The organism is Terribacillus aidingensis, from assembly GCF_040703035.1.
In the GTDB taxonomy this organism is placed as follows: domain Bacteria; phylum Bacillota; class Bacilli; order Bacillales; family Amphibacillaceae; genus Terribacillus.
On sequence record NZ_CP159996.1, the window covers coordinates 2906745 to 2925060 of the forward strand.

General features: G+C 45.9%; 17 protein-coding genes and 1 riboswitch. Of the genes, 4 read left to right on the plus strand and 13 right to left on the minus strand.

What is annotated here, in order from left to right; translation table 11 throughout:
- Positions 1-26: 26 nt before the first annotated feature.
- Both ABXS78_RS15125 and ABXS78_RS15130 read right to left on the minus strand, forming a co-directional pair.
- A complete protein-coding gene (locus tag ABXS78_RS15125; RefSeq protein WP_366247897.1) occupies positions 27-1046 on the minus strand; it encodes an LLM class flavin-dependent oxidoreductase in 1020 nt (339 codons plus the stop codon).
- Positions 1047-1150: 104 nt separating this feature from the next.
- Positions 1151-1262: riboswitch (SAM riboswitch) on the minus strand.
- Positions 1263-1325: 63 nt separating this feature from the next.
- The gene (locus ABXS78_RS15130; protein ID WP_366247898.1) at positions 1326-2324 is read right to left on the minus strand and encodes an LLM class flavin-dependent oxidoreductase; all 999 of its coding nucleotides are present in this window, start codon (positions 2322-2324) and stop codon (positions 1326-1328) included.
- A 103-nt stretch (positions 2325-2427) separates the two neighbouring features.
- On the opposite strand from ABXS78_RS15130, the gene ABXS78_RS15135 reads away from it, so the two are divergent.
- Both ABXS78_RS15135 and ABXS78_RS15140 read left to right on the plus strand, forming a co-directional pair.
- Entirely contained in the window at positions 2428-3288 is an 861-nt protein-coding gene (locus ABXS78_RS15135; protein ID WP_366247899.1) for an NAD(P)-dependent oxidoreductase, read from the plus strand.
- Positions 3289-3595: 307 nt separating this feature from the next.
- Positions 3596-5029 (plus strand): anion permease, encoded by a 1434-nt coding sequence (locus tag ABXS78_RS15140; RefSeq protein WP_366247900.1) that lies wholly within the window; start codon positions 3596-3598, stop codon positions 5027-5029.
- A gap of 39 nt (positions 5030-5068) precedes the next feature.
- On the opposite strand, the gene helD is transcribed toward ABXS78_RS15140, so the two are convergent.
- Positions 5069-7381, minus strand: a complete 2313-nt coding sequence (gene helD / locus ABXS78_RS15145) for an RNA polymerase recycling motor HelD (RefSeq protein WP_366247901.1) — start codon at positions 7379-7381, stop codon at positions 5069-5071.
- A gap of 234 nt (positions 7382-7615) precedes the next feature.
- On the opposite strand from helD, the gene ABXS78_RS15150 reads away from it, so the two are divergent.
- On the plus strand, positions 7616-8839 hold the full coding sequence (locus tag ABXS78_RS15150) for an MFS transporter (RefSeq protein ID WP_366247902.1): 1224 nt from the start codon (positions 7616-7618) through the stop codon (positions 8837-8839).
- A 36-nt stretch (positions 8840-8875) separates the two neighbouring features.
- Here the strand turns inward: ABXS78_RS15150 and ABXS78_RS15155 are convergent, their stop codons facing one another.
- The 3 genes from ABXS78_RS15155 to ABXS78_RS15165 all read right to left on the minus strand — a co-directional run bounded on the left by ABXS78_RS15155 (position 8876) and on the right by ABXS78_RS15165 (position 10790).
- On the minus strand, positions 8876-9262 hold the full coding sequence (locus ABXS78_RS15155; RefSeq protein WP_095221146.1) for a RidA family protein: 387 nt from the start codon (positions 9260-9262) through the stop codon (positions 8876-8878).
- A gap of 38 nt (positions 9263-9300) precedes the next feature.
- Entirely contained in the window at positions 9301-10212 is a 912-nt protein-coding gene (locus ABXS78_RS15160; RefSeq protein ID WP_095221148.1) for a DUF1002 domain-containing protein, read from the minus strand.
- A gap of 140 nt (positions 10213-10352) precedes the next feature.
- Positions 10353-10790: a DUF2188 domain-containing protein gene (locus ABXS78_RS15165; RefSeq protein WP_366247903.1), complete on the minus strand. Its 438-nt coding sequence runs from the start codon at positions 10788-10790 to the stop codon at positions 10353-10355.
- Positions 10791-10926: 136 nt separating this feature from the next.
- Between ABXS78_RS15165 and ABXS78_RS15170 the strand changes: the two genes are divergently transcribed.
- On the plus strand, positions 10927-11934 hold the full coding sequence (locus ABXS78_RS15170) for an NADP-dependent oxidoreductase (RefSeq protein ID WP_366247904.1): 1008 nt from the start codon (positions 10927-10929) through the stop codon (positions 11932-11934).
- 55 nt (positions 11935-11989) lie between these two features.
- Here the strand turns inward: ABXS78_RS15170 and ABXS78_RS15175 are convergent, their stop codons facing one another.
- The 7 genes from ABXS78_RS15175 to argJ all read right to left on the minus strand — a co-directional run bounded on the left by ABXS78_RS15175 (position 11990) and on the right by argJ (position 18303).
- Entirely contained in the window at positions 11990-12385 is a 396-nt protein-coding gene (locus ABXS78_RS15175; RefSeq protein ID WP_366247905.1) for a VOC family protein, read from the minus strand.
- A gap of 244 nt (positions 12386-12629) precedes the next feature.
- Positions 12630-13127 carry a preQ(1) synthase gene (gene queF / locus ABXS78_RS15180; protein WP_095221154.1) on the minus strand — a complete coding sequence of 166 codons (498 nt, stop codon included), beginning with the start codon at positions 13125-13127 and terminating at the stop codon, positions 12630-12632.
- 40 nt (positions 13128-13167) lie between these two features.
- Positions 13168-14058, minus strand: coding sequence for a ribokinase (gene rbsK / locus ABXS78_RS15185; protein WP_366247906.1), 891 nt, complete (start codon positions 14056-14058; stop codon positions 13168-13170).
- 12 nt (positions 14059-14070) lie between these two features.
- On the minus strand, positions 14071-14970 hold the full coding sequence (gene purU / locus ABXS78_RS15190) for a formyltetrahydrofolate deformylase (RefSeq protein WP_366247907.1): 900 nt from the start codon (positions 14968-14970) through the stop codon (positions 14071-14073).
- Positions 14971-15094: 124 nt separating this feature from the next.
- Complete coding sequence (locus tag ABXS78_RS15195) at positions 15095-16273, minus strand: acetylornithine transaminase (RefSeq protein ID WP_366247908.1); 1179 nt, start codon at positions 16271-16273, stop codon at positions 15095-15097.
- Entirely contained in the window at positions 16266-17066 is an 801-nt protein-coding gene (gene argB, locus ABXS78_RS15200) for an acetylglutamate kinase (RefSeq protein WP_366247909.1), read from the minus strand. Before argB ends, ABXS78_RS15195 begins: the two co-directional genes overlap by 8 nt.
- Positions 17067-17079: 13 nt before the next feature.
- Complete coding sequence (gene argJ, locus ABXS78_RS15205; protein WP_366247910.1) at positions 17080-18303, minus strand: bifunctional glutamate N-acetyltransferase/amino-acid acetyltransferase ArgJ; 1224 nt, start codon at positions 18301-18303, stop codon at positions 17080-17082.
- Between the last annotated feature and the right edge of the window lie 13 nt (positions 18304-18316).

Below are 18316 nucleotides of genomic sequence, written 5' to 3' on the forward strand. Positions count from 1 at the left end.
CAGGCTTGTCTACCGTATATTTCCAATCAGATTGAGTTATCGCGCATTTCCTCGACTAATGGCATGATTTCCTTAGTAAAACGTTCCATTTCCTGCTTGTGCGGCGAAAATTGAAGCAGCAGAAGACTGACACCGGCATGCTCGTAGGCAAGTATCCGCTGCGCAATTTGCAACGGAGTACCAACCAGATGCGGCCGTAAGCCCCTTGCAGAAACAGCATCGTCACTGATCTTGCTTTTTTGTGCCAATTCTTCCTCTGTTACATATGATTCGTAATCCGCACCGGTAATTCTTTCCCATTCCTGGTAAGCTTCTTCCTCCGTTTCGCGGCAAATGACATAAGCTGTCATGCCGAATTCGGTAAACGGAGACTTGCCGGCTGCTTCACGGCGAATCTGCATATCAGCGATCATACTGGCCACTTCCTGTACAGTACCGCCCTTCATTACATAGGCATCGCATGTCTCGGCAATTGTCTGTCGTAAGTAGTCACTCTCTCCGCCTGCGTATAATGGCGAGATCTCTTTGCTCTTGCCAGCTGGTAAATAATCGACGTGCTGAACTTGATAGTACAAACCATCATAGGTGTAATTGCCAGCTGTCCAAACTCCGCGCAGCACTTCGAAAAATTCCTCGGTTTGCATATAGAAATCCTCTGATCCCGCTATATCGCCATCTTGGCGCTTTTGTTCCTCTTCGCGCAAGAAAGAAACGACTGCCAGGGAAAAACGGCTATTACTTACCTGATCAATCATTACTGCTTGTCTCGCGGCTTCCACGGGCTGATCAATGCTCGGCCGGACTGCTGCCATGATGTGCAGTCTATCGGTTGCTTCCGCAATAGCACCAGCAGCTTCCCAAAAGTTAAGCTGCTGATCGGCATTTTTCCCTTGGTATAGGTAGGTATCTGGAAGAAAGACGGCATCGAACCCTAAATCCTCCGCCAGATGCGCCGTTTCCTGCACATCTGACAAACTTAGCGGTCCACCATCCTCCACATGACGCAGCCAGCTGCTAGAAACTGGCTGCCAGTATGCATATTTCATTGTTATTACTCCTTTTGCACATAGGAAATCCTACCGAACGACACATCGATTCTACTAAAAAAGCTTCTTCGATGAGGAAGAAGCTCTGTATTGCAGCCGTCGTCATCTTATCACGCAGCTTTCGCTGCAGGTCGTAGCACCTTCCTGCAGGACTGCCCTCCTGCAGTGGGTTGCCGGGCTTCATCGGGCCTTTCCCTCCGCCACTCGTTATAAGATTTCTTATGAATTGTACTTCCTACTATACCAGATTTGCAGTGTCAGATTCAAACAGAACAACTGCTATGCCTGTTGCATATACTCCTCCATCAAAAGGCGGAACCCATCCTGTCTTGCTTTTTCTTCATAAACAGGACTGGTGAGCATGAACTCAATCTCCCCGCCGTAGTAGTCTTCCAGCTCTCCAAGCTGCTGCAGCACCTCAGCTGGTGTTCCGATTACCATGGTTGGACGATTGTCCTCAAGACGCTCCTTTTCATAAGGAGACATTTTATAATCTGCTGCTGTATCCGGACGCAGCATCCCTTTGACGGGCCTTCCCTGTTCCTGAAGCAGCGATGCAACCTCATGGCTCTTTGCCAATGCTTCTGCAGCTTCTGTCGTCTCTGCACAGAACAAAAACAGACTGACCATTATTTGCGGCTGCTGCTTCCCTTTCCGGAAGGATTTCTGATACACATCCATCACTGCCGCATCCTTTTCTCCCCGTATGAATTGGGCATAAGCGAATCCGATTCCATGATATGCAGCAAGACCTGCACTGCCAGCGCTGCCGCCCAGCAGCCAGACAGATGGAGCGGTGCCAATGCTCGGCATCGCTACCAAGTCCCCGAACCGATGTTTTTCTTCTTTTCTTATATTCAAATAATGAAGCAAATCACGTATCTGCCGATCATACCAATCCTCCGGCACAGCTCTATGCTCTTGCAGCGCTCTTTTCGCTGCCGGCATGCCTCCTGGCGCCCGCCCGATACCAAGGTCGATTCTTCCTGGATGAAGCGCTTCGAGCAATCTTGCATTTTCAGCAACTTTATACGCACTATAATGAGGCAGCATAACACCGCCTGAGCCAATACGGATACGGGATGTTTTAGCTGCAAGATGCCCCATCAGAAGCTCTGGACTGCTGTGGGCGAGGCTGCCGGCGTGATGCTCGGACACCCAGAAACGCACATAGCCAAGCTGATCGGCAAGTTCGGCCAGCCGCACTGTTTCCTCCAATGCCTCTGTTGCATTACCGTCTTCTTTGATTCGGGATTGATCCAATATACTAAACTTCATACTATCCACTCCTTCTTTGTATCATATCCTGTGCGAAAGACTTTTAAAAACAATCCGTTTTTCTGTATGCTAGAATTGACTGAATAAAAAGGATGGTGCTCATATGATTGGATTTATCGGATTAGGAATCATGGGTCAAAACATGGCAGCTAATCTGCTCGAAAAGGGCGAACAATTAGTTGTCTATAATCGTACAAAAGAAAAAGCTCAAGCACTATTGGATAAAGGTGCTGTCTGGGCAGATTCACCCCGGAAAGTCGGAGAACAAGCTAATATCGTATTTACGATGCTGACAGATCCTGCAGCTGTCCAAGCAGTTGCTTACGGAGAAGATGGGCTTTTCAGCGGGATGCAGGAAAACAGTTTATGGGTTGATGTCAGTACTGTTAAGCCAGCGTTCACAAAAGAGATGGCAGAAGCCGCTCGTGCGCACCATATCCGTTTTGTTGATGCACCGGTGTCCGGCTCAAAGGCACCGGCACAGCAAGGTAAACTTCACTTCCTTGTCGGCGGAGAAGAACAAGATGTCAAAAAGGTCACTCCGCTGCTTGAGAAAATGGGACAAAGCATCCAGCATATGGGCGCCAATGGTAATGGCTCAGCGACTAAGCTGGCAGTGAATATGCTGCTTGTTCAGTCCTTGACTGGTCTATCTGAAGCAATCAGCTTCGGCGAAGCAGTCGGCCTTGATAAAGAGCATCTGATGGATGTATTGCTTGCCCTTCCTGTTACAAGCGATATTCAAGCAGGTAAAAGGGATACGATTCTCCAGCAGAACTTTGAACCGCAATTCCCTCTGGAGCATGCTTACAAGGACTTGCAGCAGATTTCCGAAACAGCTTATGAAGCAGGCGCTCCTCTTCCAATGACAAACAGTGTGAAAGAACTGTATGCATTAGCGAAGAAAAATGGTTATGGCAAACAGGATGTTGCTGCCGTTTATGCACTTTTAGCAAGAGATTGAGACGAATCAGACTAAGAATCCGAATTTTTTCGGATTCTTTTTTTATTCTCATTTATTTTTTTTAATTAACATTGGCATATTAACAAAAGGCGCAGGGTATCAAGCTCCGAGATACTTAGTTTGTGTGAAGTAATTTTTTTGCTTATTTTCACCAAATTATAATCATTATCATCTGTCTAGTTTATTAAATTTTTTAAATCAGTTGATAAGTTGCATTGCACATACAGAACACTTTCATATCAATATTTTTATGCTAAGATAATTAATGGTTTTTATAATTTAATAACTTTCTAAAGGGGTCTTCATCATGGCTGATTCATCTAACAAACCAAAACGGGAGGTCAAGTGGATTCCGCTCCTGATCACTGTATTGATCGGCGTAATTCTTTGGTTCGTCCCTTCACCAGATGGTGTTAAAGCAGAAGCATGGCATTTATTCGCTATCTTTGTTGCTACGATCATCGGTCTGATCATTAAACCGATGCCAATGGGCAGTGTCGCTATCCTTTCGCTGACGGCTATCGTTTTGACGAAGACACTTGGACTAGAAGAAGCGCTGAGCGGCTTCCAGAACAGTACAATCTGGCTCATCGTCATTGCATTCTTTATTTCCAGGGGTTTCATCAAAACCGGCCTCGGATCCAGAATTGCCTATTTGTTCGTACGTCTATTCGGTAAGAAGACTTTAGGCTTGTCTTACTCGTTGATTGGCAGTGACTTGATTCTGTCCCCGGCTATGCCATCCAATACAGCTCGTGCCGGCGGTATCATTTTCCCGATCATCCAGTCGTTATCAAACTCATATGGCTCTAAAAGCGGTGATGGTTCGGAGCGCAAAATCGGTTCCTTCCTGACTTTTGCATCCTACCAGGGAAACGGGATTACTTCCGCAATGTTTCTCACAGCAATGGCAGCAAACCCATTGGCAGCAAGTGCTGCAGAGAGCGTCACTGGCCAATCCATCTCTTGGGGCAGCTGGATTCTCGCTTCCATCGTTCCTGGTATCATCAGTTTGATCGTTATTCCATTCGTCATCTTCAAGCTGTATCCTCCTGAAATCAAGGAGACACCGAAGGCAACTGAGATGGCAACAGAAAAATTGCAAAGCATGGGTAAACTGAAGCGTTCTGAATGGTATATGATCGGCGTATTCTTATTGCTGCTCGTATTGTGGATCTTTGGTGAGAGCTTCGGAATCGGCTCTACGACTGCAGCTTTCATCGGACTAGTCGTACTATTGCTGACAGAAGTTTTGACTTGGTCTGATATCAAGCAGGAACAAGGTGCATGGGACACACTTGTATGGTTCGCTGTGCTTGTCATGATGGCAAATTACTTGAACGAACTTGGTCTTGTCCCTTGGTTCAGTGACATTATGGGGAATGTCGTAAGTACGCTTTCCTGGCCTGTCGCTTTGCTCATATTAGCTATCGTGTACTTCTACTCCCACTATTTCTTTGCGAGTAACACAGCACACGTTAGCGCTATGTATGCAGCCTTTCTTTCAGTAGTTGTGGCAGCTGGCGCGCCGCCATTATTGTCAGCCCTACTGTTAGCTTTCTTTAGTAACTTGTTCGGCTGTTTGACACACTACGGCAGCGGTCCTGCACCTGTATTCTTCGGAGCAGGCTTCGTCACCCAGCAAAAATGGTGGGGACTTGGCTTCCTCATCTCCATCATCCATCTTGTCGTCTGGATCGGTATCGGCGGACTTTGGTGGAAACTGATTGGTCTATGGTAAATAAATAAAAACAGGAATCCTTTGTGGATTCCTGTTTTTTTAATTGCTTGTATAAGTAGCTGCATCTGCAGCTTCAATAAACGGACTCAAGTTACCAATGCTGTACATATGCAATTCATGCATCGCGCGTGTACATGCTGTATAAAGCAAGGTACGTTCTGATTCATGGCCATAAGCCTCATCTGAGACATCGTACAAAATGACAGCATCGAATTCGATACCTTTGGCAAGATATGCCGGAATAACCGATAACCCTTTTTTATACTGGGAAGTTGTCTCTGTAATCAAATCTGCTTCCATTTCATCCTTGATCCAGTTATGCGCTTCTTTGCTTTCTTTACTAGTTTTGGCGATAACAGCAATCGTCTCATAACCTGCCTCCTTCAAGGAGTGGATTTTCTCCAAGACCAGCTTGCGTCTCTCTGTATCATCGGCTGTTTTCGTCAGCGTCGGAAGATCTCCATCACGGTTGAATGGCTGGATTCGCTTTGCATGATCCAAAAGCTCCTTTGTAAAATCAACAATCTGCCTCGTTGAACGGTAGCTGCGCCATAGCTCGATCCGATGGCTGTCAACTGTGTTGCCGGAGAGCACATTCTCCCCTGTCAGTGCATGTGCCTGAATGGCCTGATTGATATCCCCAAGCAATGTCATCCGTGCATTAGGGAATGCCTGCTGTAAATAAGCGAATTGGAAAGCAGAATAATCCTGCGCTTCATCAATAAGCACATAACGGATGGTTTTATCCGAACGGTCACCAAGCACTTTATCACGGAAATAGACAAACGGCGTCACATCTTCCCAGCTCATGTACTTGCGGATGAGATTTTGCTTGGTTGTTTCATATAGTTCCGTCCATGATGCTGGCATTTCCGGACGTCTTTCAGCTGTCAGCATACGTAAATAGGATTTTTTCACATTGATGAAGGCATGCTTGCGCACTTTCTTGATCAACGGGCGAAGCTTTCGTTCCACAACCCATTTGCGAAGGATTTCTTCCTCCTGTTTGTTTTCCTCAAAATCATCTGTTTCTGTGCGGTCTTTCTTTTGAAGCTCGGAAAAGGCCTCGACATAGTCTTCCTTCTCCATCAGCTCTACTTCTTCCCGGACCCAATCTTTCCTTGTCTCCCAATCACCCCAAAGCTGCAGCTTTTCTACGATCCAAGCTGCCGTCAGCTCTGCTCGGTTCGAAATCGGCAAAGTGTTGGATAGGCTGTAGAAATAAGATTGAATCTCCTGTTTGCTCACGATACGCTGCTTGCGGAAGCTGACGTCCTTGAATATAAGGCCGGCGCGCTTGAATTCATCCAGCTTGTCATCGATATACTTTTTAAAATCAAGGCTTGCTTTATACTGGATTCCAGCCAGCCGCTGCTCTTTTTCCTGACCGGAAGCAAGCAGCATATACTCCATCTGTTCAAATGGTGTTTCGATCGTTTCTCTGCCCTCCAGCTGGGCATCCATATGGGCATAGAAAGTAGCTTGCTTCATATTATCTTCGCCAAGCTCCGGCAGGACATTGGAAACATAGCTATTGAACAGCGGGTTCGGCGACAGCAGTACAATATTCTCAGCTGTAATGCGGTCACGATAATGGTATAGCAGGTAAGCAACACGCTGCAGTGCTGCTGATGTTTTCCCGCTGCCTGCAGCACCTTGTACGATCAGATTAGCTGCTGATTCATTGCGGATGATTTGATTTTGTTCCTTCTGAATCGTGGCGACGATACTTTTCATCTCTGTACTGGCATTACCGCCCAGAACATATTGCAGCAGACTGTCTCCAATCGTCACTCCAGTATCGAACAACGCTTCAAGCTTGCCATTCCGGATGATGAATTGTCGTTTGAGTGTCATATCACCCTGAATCTTGCCTTCTATCGTTTCATACGAAGCACCACCAGGGGAGAAGTCATAGTACATACTGGAGATTGGTGCACGCCAATCATAAATAAGGAAATCTTCTTCTTTCTCATCCATCAGACTCGCTAAGCCTACATAGATTTCTTCGTCTTGATCAGCGCCCTCTTCCCGGAAGTCGATACGACCAAAATAAGGGTTGCGCTGCAGCCGATCCAACGTCTTCACTTCATTGTGAATCTGCTGATGCGTTCGTTCCCGCTCCCCTAGAAGCTCTGCTTGCTGCTTCAAGCTGGCTTGTGTTTCGTTCACATCATCCGGTTCATCCAGGTTTACGGTCACATCCTCCCAGAAGTTTTTCCGAAGATCAATTACTTTCTCCCGCAGACCCTGTATCATGCCTGCCGTTTTTTCACGCTTCTTTTCGATCGTCTCCTGGACGCGGGCCACACGGGCTTGTTCGTCCTTCAAATCCTTTTCATCTTCTGTCATTCCGGCGTCCCTCCAAAACAATTGACATTTATATATAAATGATGTATAATTTTAAATGGTTTGCTAAATTATGTTATGTTAGCAGAACATCCTCTATTTTATCATGTTCATTGTTCCCCTGCAATTTTTCTCTATCCTGTCATTTCCAAGCTGTCCTTTTGCATATCCTTTCTATTCGTGTGTATAATTAGTTAGGGAATCGAAATATTAACGCGAAAGAAGTGTTTTTCATTCATGACGGACGAACAGCTCGCAAAGCGTAATCTGTTTATCATGTGGTTCGCCAACTTCTTCATCTCGGCAAGCCTGAGTATGATCATGCCATTTCTATCCTTATATATTTCATCATTCGGCACATTATCTGAACGGGAGGTTCAGAGCTGGTCAGGTATCATTTTCGGGGTAACTTTTGTTACCGCATTCATCTGTTCGCCTTTCTGGGGTAAAATCGGCGACCGGTATGGACGAAAGCTGATCCTGATCATATCTTCCTTCGGCATGGGGGTTTCCATTCTCCTGCTCGGATTCACCGAAAATGTATGGCAGCTATTCATGCTTCGTGTGTTCATGGGTATCTTTACAGGCTTCATCGGTATATCCCAAGCATTCATCTCGACTCAGACGCCCAGCCACATTGCTGGACGTGTGCTAGGCACCTTACAGACCGGAAGCATCACCGGTATGCTTTTCGGACCAATGATTGGCGGCATACTTGCAGACAGCATCGGCTTCCACGGTACGTTCCTGCTCGTATCGATAAGTGTCTTCACCTCTGCTCTCTTGGTCACCTTCGGTACAAAGGAATATCCGGTCAAGATTCAAAAAGGCGAAAAGTCACACTATACCTCAAAGGAAGTGCTCGCACATATTCTGCGGGACCCGATTTTATTGGTCGTACTCATCTTAAGTTCATTGATCCAAATTGCCAATTTCAGTGTCCAGCCTATTTTATCCTTGTATGTGCAAGAACTGCACGGACCTGAGAATATAGCATTCTACTCCGGTATCGCCTTTTCAGCGGCTGGCCTTGGCAATCTGCTCATGACAAGGACTTGGGGTAAGCTTGGCGACCGTATCGGATATGTGAAGATTTTGATTGGACTTATTTTTGCAGCTGGTATCGTTTATATACCCGGCGCACTGGTCGGCTCCGTATGGGAACTCGCTGCTATCCGACTGCTTCTTGGTATGGCGATAGGCGGCATCATTCCTTTACGCGTCGCCTATATCAGGCAAGCTGCTCCGCTTACGATGCAAGGAGAAGTACTCGGATATAATAACAGCCTCCGCTTCCTCGGAAACTTCATCGGTCCGATACTTGGCGGGATGATGGCTGGATACTTCGGATTCTCAGCTGTATTCTACATGACAAGTGCACTGCTCATCATCTGCGGCATTACCTTGCTCACTGCCCATATCCGGAATGCTCGTGCACAAACACGAACTTCTTCCATTTAAAAAAAGATTGCCGAACAAATCGGCAATCTTTTTTTCTTACATATTAAAGCTTCGCACGGCAATCGCTTCGATTTCAACATTTGCACCTTTAGGCAGTTTGGAAATCTCTACCGTTGCACGTGCCGGGTATGGCTCGGACAAATGACGCCCGTATACTTCATTCACAGCTGCAAAATCATCTAAGGATGTAAGGAAGATTGTTGTCTTCACGACTTGATCAAATGACAATCCTGCTTCTTCCAAAATAGCAGACAGGTTCTTCATCACCTGATCTGTCTGTTCCTCAATCGTTCCTGCCATCTCTCCTGTTGCCGGATCCAATGGAATCTGACCGGAAATATAAACCGTCCCTGCAGTTTCTACCGCTTGAGAATAAGGTCCGATTGCTTGTGGTGCTTTGTCAGTTTGGATGATATTACGCATTCGTATCTCTCCTATTTAAACAGATTTAATTACGAAGTCTAAAACAGATTTTTGAAGAAGTCACCTATCGACTTGAAGAAATCTTTCACACTTTGCCAGAAACCATCATTTCCAGCCACTTCATCTATCTTATCCTGGATTGTAGTAGCGATGTCATCAAGCTGTGATTTTACCCCATCGAAATTGATGTCCAGCTCACGCATTTTATCGAAAAGATCGATAAGCAGCTGACGATCTTCATCGCTAAGGCTGATTTCCAGCTTGCTCAGCTGATCCGTTACGATCTGCTCCACATCTTCCCGTGTTGCAGGATTCTGCTCTGCAATTTCTTGCTTGATATCTGTTAAGAGCTGGGTAACCTTTTCGTTATCCAAGCCTTCTTTTTGCGCAAGATCTGTAGCCAGATCAAGCTCTTCATTAGCTACCTCTGTCCGCTCCGGATCCAGGTTCCCATCGGCTGTATCGTACGCCTTGTAGATGCCTGTCAAAGCGGAATGTCCGCTAACCTTAACCGGGGAAGCTACATCTACTGTTGCATCCTCAATACCAGCTGTCAGCAGCGCATTTTTATACATATCCACTGTTACCTGCGTGATATTGTCAGGTGTGACGATTTGGACATCCAGTCCATGACCCTCGTCTTCTCTTGTGATCATCGCTGAAGAATACATTCTGGAATTTGCATCTCCATTTATGTATTTCACGATATCATCGGCTGTAACCGGAATTTCTTCTATATTATCCGTATTTGTGACACCAAGGTCTTCTCTGACTTGTTCTTTTTGTGCTTCTGATAATGAATCTCCAACTACGACAATCGGCAAGCCGAATTTTTCATTGATACTATCCGTGTTCTTTCCTGTACTTGCGGATACAACATCGGAAAAGGCAAAGCTGAACATCAAAGCAACTGCGAAACAAGCCGCTATGCATTTGGTTAACCCTCTCATGGAAATGATCCACCTTTTCTTCAATATGGTCTTGCTTTCCCCATTATAAGCTTTTCTAGGAATAAATAAAGCATTATCCTGACAAGCAGGAAAAGCGGACATATAAAAAGAGCTGTATCATAAGTGATACAGCTCTCCCATTAAGAACGCTTCTGAACAGAACCATCTTTTTTATGGATAATCGTTTCTGTCCCTTTATTATCCGCAATCTCTTTCGCCCGTTTGATTGCGTCCTGTTTGTTATCGAAGACCTGCGACGGCCGTTTTGACCCTTTAGATTGTACTGCCCAGCCATCCTCATGCGGAACAACTTCCTCTGCATTATCGATCAAATCCGGATTACTATGTGAGGCATTTGAGTCACGTTTTGTCGGATCATCGTGCTTTAGAAAGTCCTTCACTTCCTTTTCGGAGGCATTCGACTTCCACTCTTTCGCCTGATTGGTCGCAATCGGAATAGCCCTGCCTTCGTCGTAGCCTTCATCCACCATCACATTGGCAATTTCTATCGCTTTCTTTTTTATCGGCTTGTCCAGATTCTTAAACGAAGCAGGATAATCGTCCATCGTCCATGGCATGCTAAAAACTCCTTTGCGTATTTTATAAACATACTATTCCCCCTGCTGTATCCATGAAACTCCCTAAGCAAAAGAGTTGTATGCGCAGTTTTCCCGTCTTACAATTGCCCTATTACGTAAGAGGAGATGATAGCACATGGCGAAAAACGAAGAAATCCAATTGGCTAAACGTCCGGAAGGCACACCAACAGAAGAGAACTTCCGCTTTGTCGAAACAGAAATTCCTGAACTTGAAGAAGGACAGGTGCTCATCAAGAGCATCTATATCAGCGTGGATCCGTATATGCGCGGAAGAATGAACGATACGAAATCCTATGTCCCGCCATATGAACTGGATGCTCCCATCTCAGGAGGCATTGTCGGCCAAGTGACGGATTCCAAATCCGATCAATTCCAAAAAGGCGACTATGTACTCGGAAACCTGCCATGGGCCCGTTTCAATGCAGCAAATCCTGATAATCTGCAAAAAGTAGATCCAGAGCTCGGACCGATTTCCACTGCATTAGGTGTGATGGGTATGCCAGGTCTAACTGCATATTTCGGTTTGACTGATATTGGCGAACCAAAAGCTGGTGAAACAGTCGTTGTTTCAGGTGCAGCTGGTGCAGTCGGTTCAACTGTTGTCCAAATTGCCAAGATTCTCGGTGCGCGTGTAGTCGGAATTGCCGGCTCTCCGAAGAAACTCGATTATGTGAAAAACACACTAGGTGCGGATGAAGTAATCAACTATAAAGAAGACAATGTAGCAGAAGCATTGGAAAAAGCATGCCCGGACGGCGTCGATGTTTACTTCGACAACGTAGGCGGACCCGTATCCGACGCAGTTTACCCACTGCTCAACGCGCACGCACGTATCCCTCTTTGCGGCAGCATTTCTTCTTATAATAAAAAAGAAGACCAAGGCCCTCGCGTCCACGGCTATCTCGTCAAATCCAAAGCCAAAATGCAAGGCTTCATCATAGGTGACTACAGCGACCGCTACGCCGAAGGAAAGAAACAGCTATCCAAATGGTTCAGCCAAGACAAGCTTACCTTCGAAGAAAATATAGTAGAAGGTTTTGAAAATGTGCCGGATGCTTTTCTTGGACTGTTCAAAGGGGAAAACCTAGGTAAGCAACTGGTTAAAGTAGCGGATGAAGAATAATAAAAATGCCTGACAGAAATTAATCTGTCAGGCATTTTTATTTAGAAAACGCTAATTAACCGTTCACTTTATTCTGTACTATTTGAATATAGTTGCCGCATGTATCGTCAAAAACGGCTAATGTGACTTCTCCCATTTCTGTCGGCTCTGTAGTAAACTTCACACCGTGTTCCAATAACCGTTTATACTCTTTCTCAATATCCGTCACGCCAAACATCGTTGCGGGGATGTCTTGCGCAAAAAGCTTCTCCTGATACTCTTTAGCAACTGGATTGTTATTCGGTTCGAGCAAAAGTTCGGTACCGTTTTGCTCTTCAGGAGAAACAAGGGTTATCCACCTGAATTCTCCAGCAGGTTCATCATGCTTTTTCACAAATCCCAGCGTTTCTGTGTAAAATGTCAATGCCTTGTCTTGATCGTCTACGAATATACTTGTCACAACGATTTTCATAATGTATTTCCTCCTTTGATAATTGCAGCACATGATACTCCGCTAGAATTCTTGATTCAAGCAGAGAAACATTCTAATTACTATAAATGAATTATAACACCTGAACAAAACAATCCTTCATCCATTTTCGCCATTACATGTAATAGTATGCACAAAAAAGACATCCCTTTATTAGGGATGCCTCCTCATAAACTCAAATGGTCATATTTTTACAAGTTCCCTATGGCCATACAGTTATTACCGCTTATCTATTATCCACTTTCTCTGGATACATATCATGGTTCATCATGCGATGATCAGCCATTTGCTCATACTTCGTGCCTGGACGGCCGTAGTTGACGTATGGGTCGATAGAGATTCCGCCGCGTGGTGTGAACTTGCCCCATACTTCGATGTAGCGTGGGTTCATCAGTTCTTTCAGGTCGTTCAGGATGATGTTGATGCAATCTTCATGGAAGTCACCATGGTTACGGAAGCTGAAAAGATACAGCTTCAGTGATTTGCTTTCCACCATCTTTTCATCAGGAATGTAGCTGATGTAAACCGTACCGAAATCCGGCTGGTTTGTAATCGGGCACAGCGTCGTGAATTCCGGACAGTTGAATTTCACGAAATAGTCACGGTATGTGTGTTTATTATCAAAGGTTTCGAGAACCTCAGGTTTGTAATCGAAGTCGTAAACATTGTTTTGGTTTCCAAGCAATGTTACGTCTGTCATTTCTTCAGGATTTCTTCCTGCCATTTGTATTCCTCCTTGCAAACTTTTACACAAGCGATTCTTATTATAAAGGATTTTCTTCTTTTTGTCTCATGAAGGCGATGACTTCTGCATCAGTCGGCATTCCTGCCTGCGCGCCGTGTGATCCGATCTGTAAGGCAGCAGCTGCATTTGCATAGCTGCAAGATTCCGCCAACGGGCTGCCGCTTGCCAGCTTCAGTCCAAGTGCTGCATTGAATGTATCGCCCGCACCTGTTGTGTCTACTGCTGAGACAGGGAATGCTGCCACATGACCGCCACTGTAGACAACGCCTTCCTCACCCTTTGTAATGACAAGCTTGTCGGGGAATTCCTGTAATGCTTTATCCGTATCTTCAAATAGGATTGCCGCTTCTGACTCATTCGGCGTAATGTAAGCAGCCTGGTTGATAATTTCATAAGGAAGCGGCTGCGCTGGAGCTGGATTCAATATGTAAGGCACGTTTGCCTCTTTACAGCACTTTGCAGCTGCTGCTACTGTCTCTAGTGGAATCTCTAGCTGGATAAGGACGATATCACTGTTTTGGATGACATCCCTTTTTTCCTCTATATAATCCGGCATAAGCTTAAAGTTGGCTCCTGGAATGACTGTAATGCTGTTATCTCCATCCACTACTTGGATGACCGCTACACCAGATGATGTGTCAGCTCTTCCAATATGCTCTGTTTTTACTCCTTCCTGACGAAGGACTTGCGTTAATTCATCCCCAAAAGGGTCCTGGCCGACCATGCCGATCATCGTAACGTCTGCTCCTAGACGCGCTGCCGCTACAGCTTGATTGGCACCCTTACCGCCAGGAAACGTCTCAAAACGTTCACCAAGTATTGTTTCCCCTGCTGCAGGACGTTTAGCTGAAGTTGCTGTCAAATCCATATTGAGACTGCCGATCACGGTTATCTTTGGCTGTTGCGACATAGCTAGCCCTCCTTAAAATACGATCGTTTTATTGCCGAATACAATTACCCGGTCATCTATATGCCATTTAATCGCCCGCATTAATACACTGCGCTCGACAAGACGTCCGACACGTTTCAAATCTTCCGCTTTATCCTTATGATTAACCCGATGTATATCTTGTTCGATGATTGGGCCTTCATCCAAGTCGGAAGTCACGTAATGGCTTGTTGCACCAATCAATTTCACTCCGCGTTCATATGCGCGTTCATATGGCTTGGCACCGATAAAAGCCGGCAGGAAGCTATGATGGATATTGATAATCTTATTTTTAAAATTCTCCAGGAATCCAGGTGTGAGTATCTGCATGTACCTTGCGAGAATGACTGTATCGATGTTGTATTGTTCCAATAGGTCAAGCTGCTGACGCTCTGCTTGCAGACGGATATCTTTGTTTGCAGGTATGTGATGGAAAGGAATATTGTAGGATTCCGCTAGTTCCCTTGCGTCTTCATGATTACTCACAATAACCGAAAGATCAGCCATGAGATTTCCACTCTGATATTCCCAAAGTATCTCCTGCAAGCAATGCAGCTCCTTGGAGACGAAGAGTGCCAATTTTTTCATATCTCGTACGCTCACTAGCTGCCACTCCATCTGAAAATGGGCTGCTATGTGCTGGAAGCCTTCCTCCAGCAGCTGCTGTGTGTCGCCATCTTGCTGACACTCGAATTCGATCCGAAGAAAGAAGCTCCCTCCATCTGGATCCGTTGTATATTGATTTGACTCCATAATATTTGCTTGCTGATTAAAAAGAAACTCGGAAACTGCTGCAACAATCCCCGGCTGATCAGGACAGGAAATGACGATTCTATATCTGTTTTCGTTCTTCTGCTGGAAAGCTTTGATTTTTTCTAGATAATGTACGGCCATGACTAACCTCCTAATATTCTTCTATCTTAACGATTGTATCTTGTTTCTACAACAGAGAATTGTGACAAAAAAATACGATTCCAAATGATTGGAATCGTATGTATTGTATGAGCGAAGAGAAGCTTTATTCACCCGCAATCTGTTTCAGTGTTTCAATGCAGAAATCAACTTCCGCTTTATTTGTATTGAGCGGTGGCAATATCCGTAGTACGTGCTCTCCAGCTACTAGCACGAGCAAACCGAGATCTCGAGCCTGATTGACGAGGTCAATCGCTTTTCCTGTTGTACCGAGACCAAGCAGCAATCCTTTTCCCCGTACATCAGTGAAAGCACGTGATGCTGCTGCGATTCCTTCCAGTTCACTACGGAAATAGTCAGCTGTCTCTTGAACTTCAATCAAAAATGGAGGATTCGCGATTACTTCCAGTGTTGATTTGCCAGCTGCCGCAGCCACCGGATTACCTCCGAAGGTGCTGCCATGACTGCCTGCTTCAAATGCCGCAGCTGCTTTGCCCGTTGCAATCATTGCTCCGATCGGGATACCAGAAGCCAGTCCTTTTGCCGTTGTCAGCACATCTGGTTCCAGCTCGTACTGCTCATAAGCATAAAGGGTGCCGGTACGACCGACTCCAGTTTGTACTTCATCCAGCATAAACAGTACATCGTGCTCCTTACAAAGGCGCTCCACTTCCTTTACCCAAGCAGAATCAGCCGGGATGACACCGCCTTCCCCTTGGACAAGCTCCAATAATACGCCGCATGTATCCGGACCGATCAGCTCATCAAGTGCTTCCACATCATTATAAGGAAGATGCCGGAAGCCTTTTGTCAGCGGTGCGAAATGCTTTTGTATCTTTTCCTGACCTGTTGCAGCCAACGTCGCTAATGTCCGGCCGTGAAACGACTGACTGAATGTGACCACCTCATAGGCATTTGTCCCTTTCACCTTCTGGGCATAGCTGCGCGCCAGCTTGATTGCCGCTTCATTTGCCTCTGCCCCGCTATTGGCGAAGAATACTTGATCAGCGAATGTATGACCAGTCAAAAGCTCCGCCAACTGCTCTTGAATCGGAATATGGTATAGATTGGAACAGTGCCAAATGGTGTCCAGCTGTGCCTTGACAGCTTCCTTTACTGTTGCGGGGGCGTGACCTAAATTACAAGTAGCAATTCCTGCAGTATAATCAAGGTATTGCTTACCGTCAGCATCCCAGACATAGCTTCCTTCTCCTTTTGCGATAGAGATTGGAAATCTGCTATACGTTGGCATCACAGATGATACAGCTGCATTCGTTTCAGACATGATGTGCCTCCTCCGATAAAGTGATGGTAGTACCTGCGACTTTACCTTCCACTAACTGCAGCAAACTGTCATCAGCCAGTCCGTTGACGATCGTAACCTTTCCTGCTCCATGCTCCAATGCTTCCAGCGCTGCCCGCACCTTCGGGATCATACCATCCTTGATGAACCCTTCCGCTATCATTTGCTTCAATTCACTGTCTGTTACATTTGTGAGCATCTGTTTTTGCCCATTCACTTGCCGATAAATGCCCGGAATGTCACTTATGAAGCACAGCTCCGCGTTCAATGCCCGTGCGATGGCTGATGCCGCTAAATCGGCATTTATATTGAATCTGGAATTGCCCTCACCTCCAGCGAGCGGTGATATGACCGGGATGTTGTCTTGAGAGACAATTTGCTCGATAAGCGCCGTATTTACTTCTGTGACAGTACCGACAAGTCCTAGTTTATCTGCATTCGCAACAGGTTCCGCGTAAAGCAGCTTACCATCCAGGCCGCTGACCCCATAAGCATCTGTTCTGCTCATCAGCTTACGGACCAGGAACTTGTTCACTGCTCCGCTGAGTGCCATCTCGACAACATCCAGCACCTCTTCGGTTGTCACCCTTAAACCATCGACGAATTCCGGCTTCACACCTGTTTGTTCCAGCAGCTCATTGATCAGCTTGCCGCCTCCATGGACAATGATAGGCTTCCAATCACCCTGCTTTTGAATAGCAGCGATATTATCATAGAAATTATCCGGCAGCTTATCGATTATACTGCCGCCGCACTTTATAATAAGAAAATTCATTTCGCCGCCCCCTTCATGTCCGGTAAGAAGCATTGATTTTGACGTAATCGTATGACAAATCACAGCCCCAGGCGGTCGCTTCTCCGTTTCCTTCCTGCAAATCGATCGTGATTACGACATTGTCCTGCTTTAAATGTTCGCTAGCTTCCAACTCATCAAATAAAGCGGGTGTTCCTTCCTTTACGACCAATACATCTCCGAGCCAAACCGAAATTTTTGCAGGAGAAAATGCTGCACCGCTATAACCTGCTGCCGTAATGATACGGCCCCAATTTGGATCGGCTCCATAAACTGCTGCTTTCACCAGGCTGGAGGCAACTACCGACTTTCCTATTTTCCGCGCCTCTTCTGCCGATTGCGCCTGACGTACACGAACTTCTACAAGCTTCGTCGCGCCTTCTCCGTCACGAGCGATTTTCTTGGCCAATTCCTGTGAAACATATTGGAATGCCGCGCAGAATTTTTCCCATTCCGGATGGTTTGGATTAAGCTCCTTGTTGCCTGCTTTTCCGTTTGCAAGTACAAGTACCATATCATTTGTACTCGTATCTCCATCTACCGTGATCATATTGTAGGATTTATCCGTCGTTTTCCGCAGCTGCTGCTCCAATACATCAGCCGGAATGACGGCATCCGTTGTCACGAAGGCTAGCATAGTCGCCATATTCGGATGAATCATGCCAGATCCTTTTGCAGCTCCGCCTATCGTTATTGGTACACCATCAATTTCGACGCTGACTGCAATTTGCTTTGTGCAAGTATCTGTTGTCAAGATGGCCTGAGCGAAATCCTCTGCCTTGCCTTCTCCTGAGATTGAATGAATACCCGACATTATCTTATCCATCGGCAGCTGGACGCCAATCAGTCCAGTTGATGCTACCGCCGTATGCTGTACTTGAATTCCGAGCTGCTCTGAGAAAGCTTTGCGCATCGCATAAGCATTTGTCAAACCCTCTTCTCCTGTACATGCATTTGCATTGGCGCTATTCACTACAATTGCCTGCAGCTTCCCCTCTTGCTTAATACTTTCCTCTGTCACAAGAAGCGGAGCTGCCCGAAAAGAATTCAATGTGTATACTCCAGCAGCTGCTGCTGGCACTTCTGAATAGACCCATCCCATATCGAGCTTGTCATGCTTGCGAAGGCCAATTGCGACACCACCCGCCTGGAATCCGCTCGGACTGGTGATATTGCCATTTTCAATGACTGTATATGCAGCCTGTTCTGTCTTTATCATTAGATCCCTCTCC

What these genes read in the sequence shown, in the direction of transcription:
- queF (WP_095221154.1), bottom strand. Translation starts at nt 13,127, where the DNA reads ATGGCAGGAAGAAATCCTGAAGAAATGACAGACGTAACATTGCTTGGA.
- argB (WP_366247909.1), bottom strand. Translation starts at nt 17,066, where the DNA reads ATGAATTTTCTTATTATAAAGTGCGGCGGCAGTATAATCGATAAGCTG.
- ABXS78_RS15160 (WP_095221148.1), bottom strand. Translation starts at nt 10,212, where the DNA reads ATGAGAGGGTTAACCAAATGCATAGCGGCTTGTTTCGCAGTTGCTTTG.
- ABXS78_RS15140 (WP_366247900.1), top strand. Translation starts at nt 3,596, where the DNA reads ATGGCTGATTCATCTAACAAACCAAAACGGGAGGTCAAGTGGATTCCG.
- argJ (WP_366247910.1), bottom strand. Translation starts at nt 18,303, where the DNA reads ATGATAAAGACAGAACAGGCTGCATATACAGTCATTGAAAATGGCAAT.
- purU (WP_366247907.1), bottom strand. Translation starts at nt 14,970, where the DNA reads ATGGCCGTACATTATCTAGAAAAAATCAAAGCTTTCCAGCAGAAGAAC.
- ABXS78_RS15125 (WP_366247897.1), bottom strand. Translation starts at nt 1,046, where the DNA reads ATGAAATATGCATACTGGCAGCCAGTTTCTAGCAGCTGGCTGCGTCAT.
- ABXS78_RS15150 (WP_366247902.1), top strand. Translation starts at nt 7,616, where the DNA reads ATGACGGACGAACAGCTCGCAAAGCGTAATCTGTTTATCATGTGGTTC.
- helD (WP_366247901.1), bottom strand. Translation starts at nt 7,381, where the DNA reads ATGACAGAAGATGAAAAGGATTTGAAGGACGAACAAGCCCGTGTGGCC.
- ABXS78_RS15130 (WP_366247898.1), bottom strand. Translation starts at nt 2,324, where the DNA reads ATGAAGTTTAGTATATTGGATCAATCCCGAATCAAAGAAGACGGTAAT.
- ABXS78_RS15165 (WP_366247903.1), bottom strand. Translation starts at nt 10,790, where the DNA reads ATGCCATGGACGATGGACGATTATCCTGCTTCGTTTAAGAATCTGGAC.
- ABXS78_RS15170 (WP_366247904.1), top strand. Translation starts at nt 10,927, where the DNA reads ATGGCGAAAAACGAAGAAATCCAATTGGCTAAACGTCCGGAAGGCACA.
- ABXS78_RS15135 (WP_366247899.1), top strand. Translation starts at nt 2,428, where the DNA reads ATGATTGGATTTATCGGATTAGGAATCATGGGTCAAAACATGGCAGCT.
- ABXS78_RS15175 (WP_366247905.1), bottom strand. Translation starts at nt 12,385, where the DNA reads ATGAAAATCGTTGTGACAAGTATATTCGTAGACGATCAAGACAAGGCA.
- ABXS78_RS15155 (WP_095221146.1), bottom strand. Translation starts at nt 9,262, where the DNA reads ATGCGTAATATCATCCAAACTGACAAAGCACCACAAGCAATCGGACCT.
- ABXS78_RS15195 (WP_366247908.1), bottom strand. Translation starts at nt 16,273, where the DNA reads ATGTCTGAAACGAATGCAGCTGTATCATCTGTGATGCCAACGTATAGC.
- rbsK (WP_366247906.1), bottom strand. Translation starts at nt 14,058, where the DNA reads ATGTCGCAACAGCCAAAGATAACCGTGATCGGCAGTCTCAATATGGAT.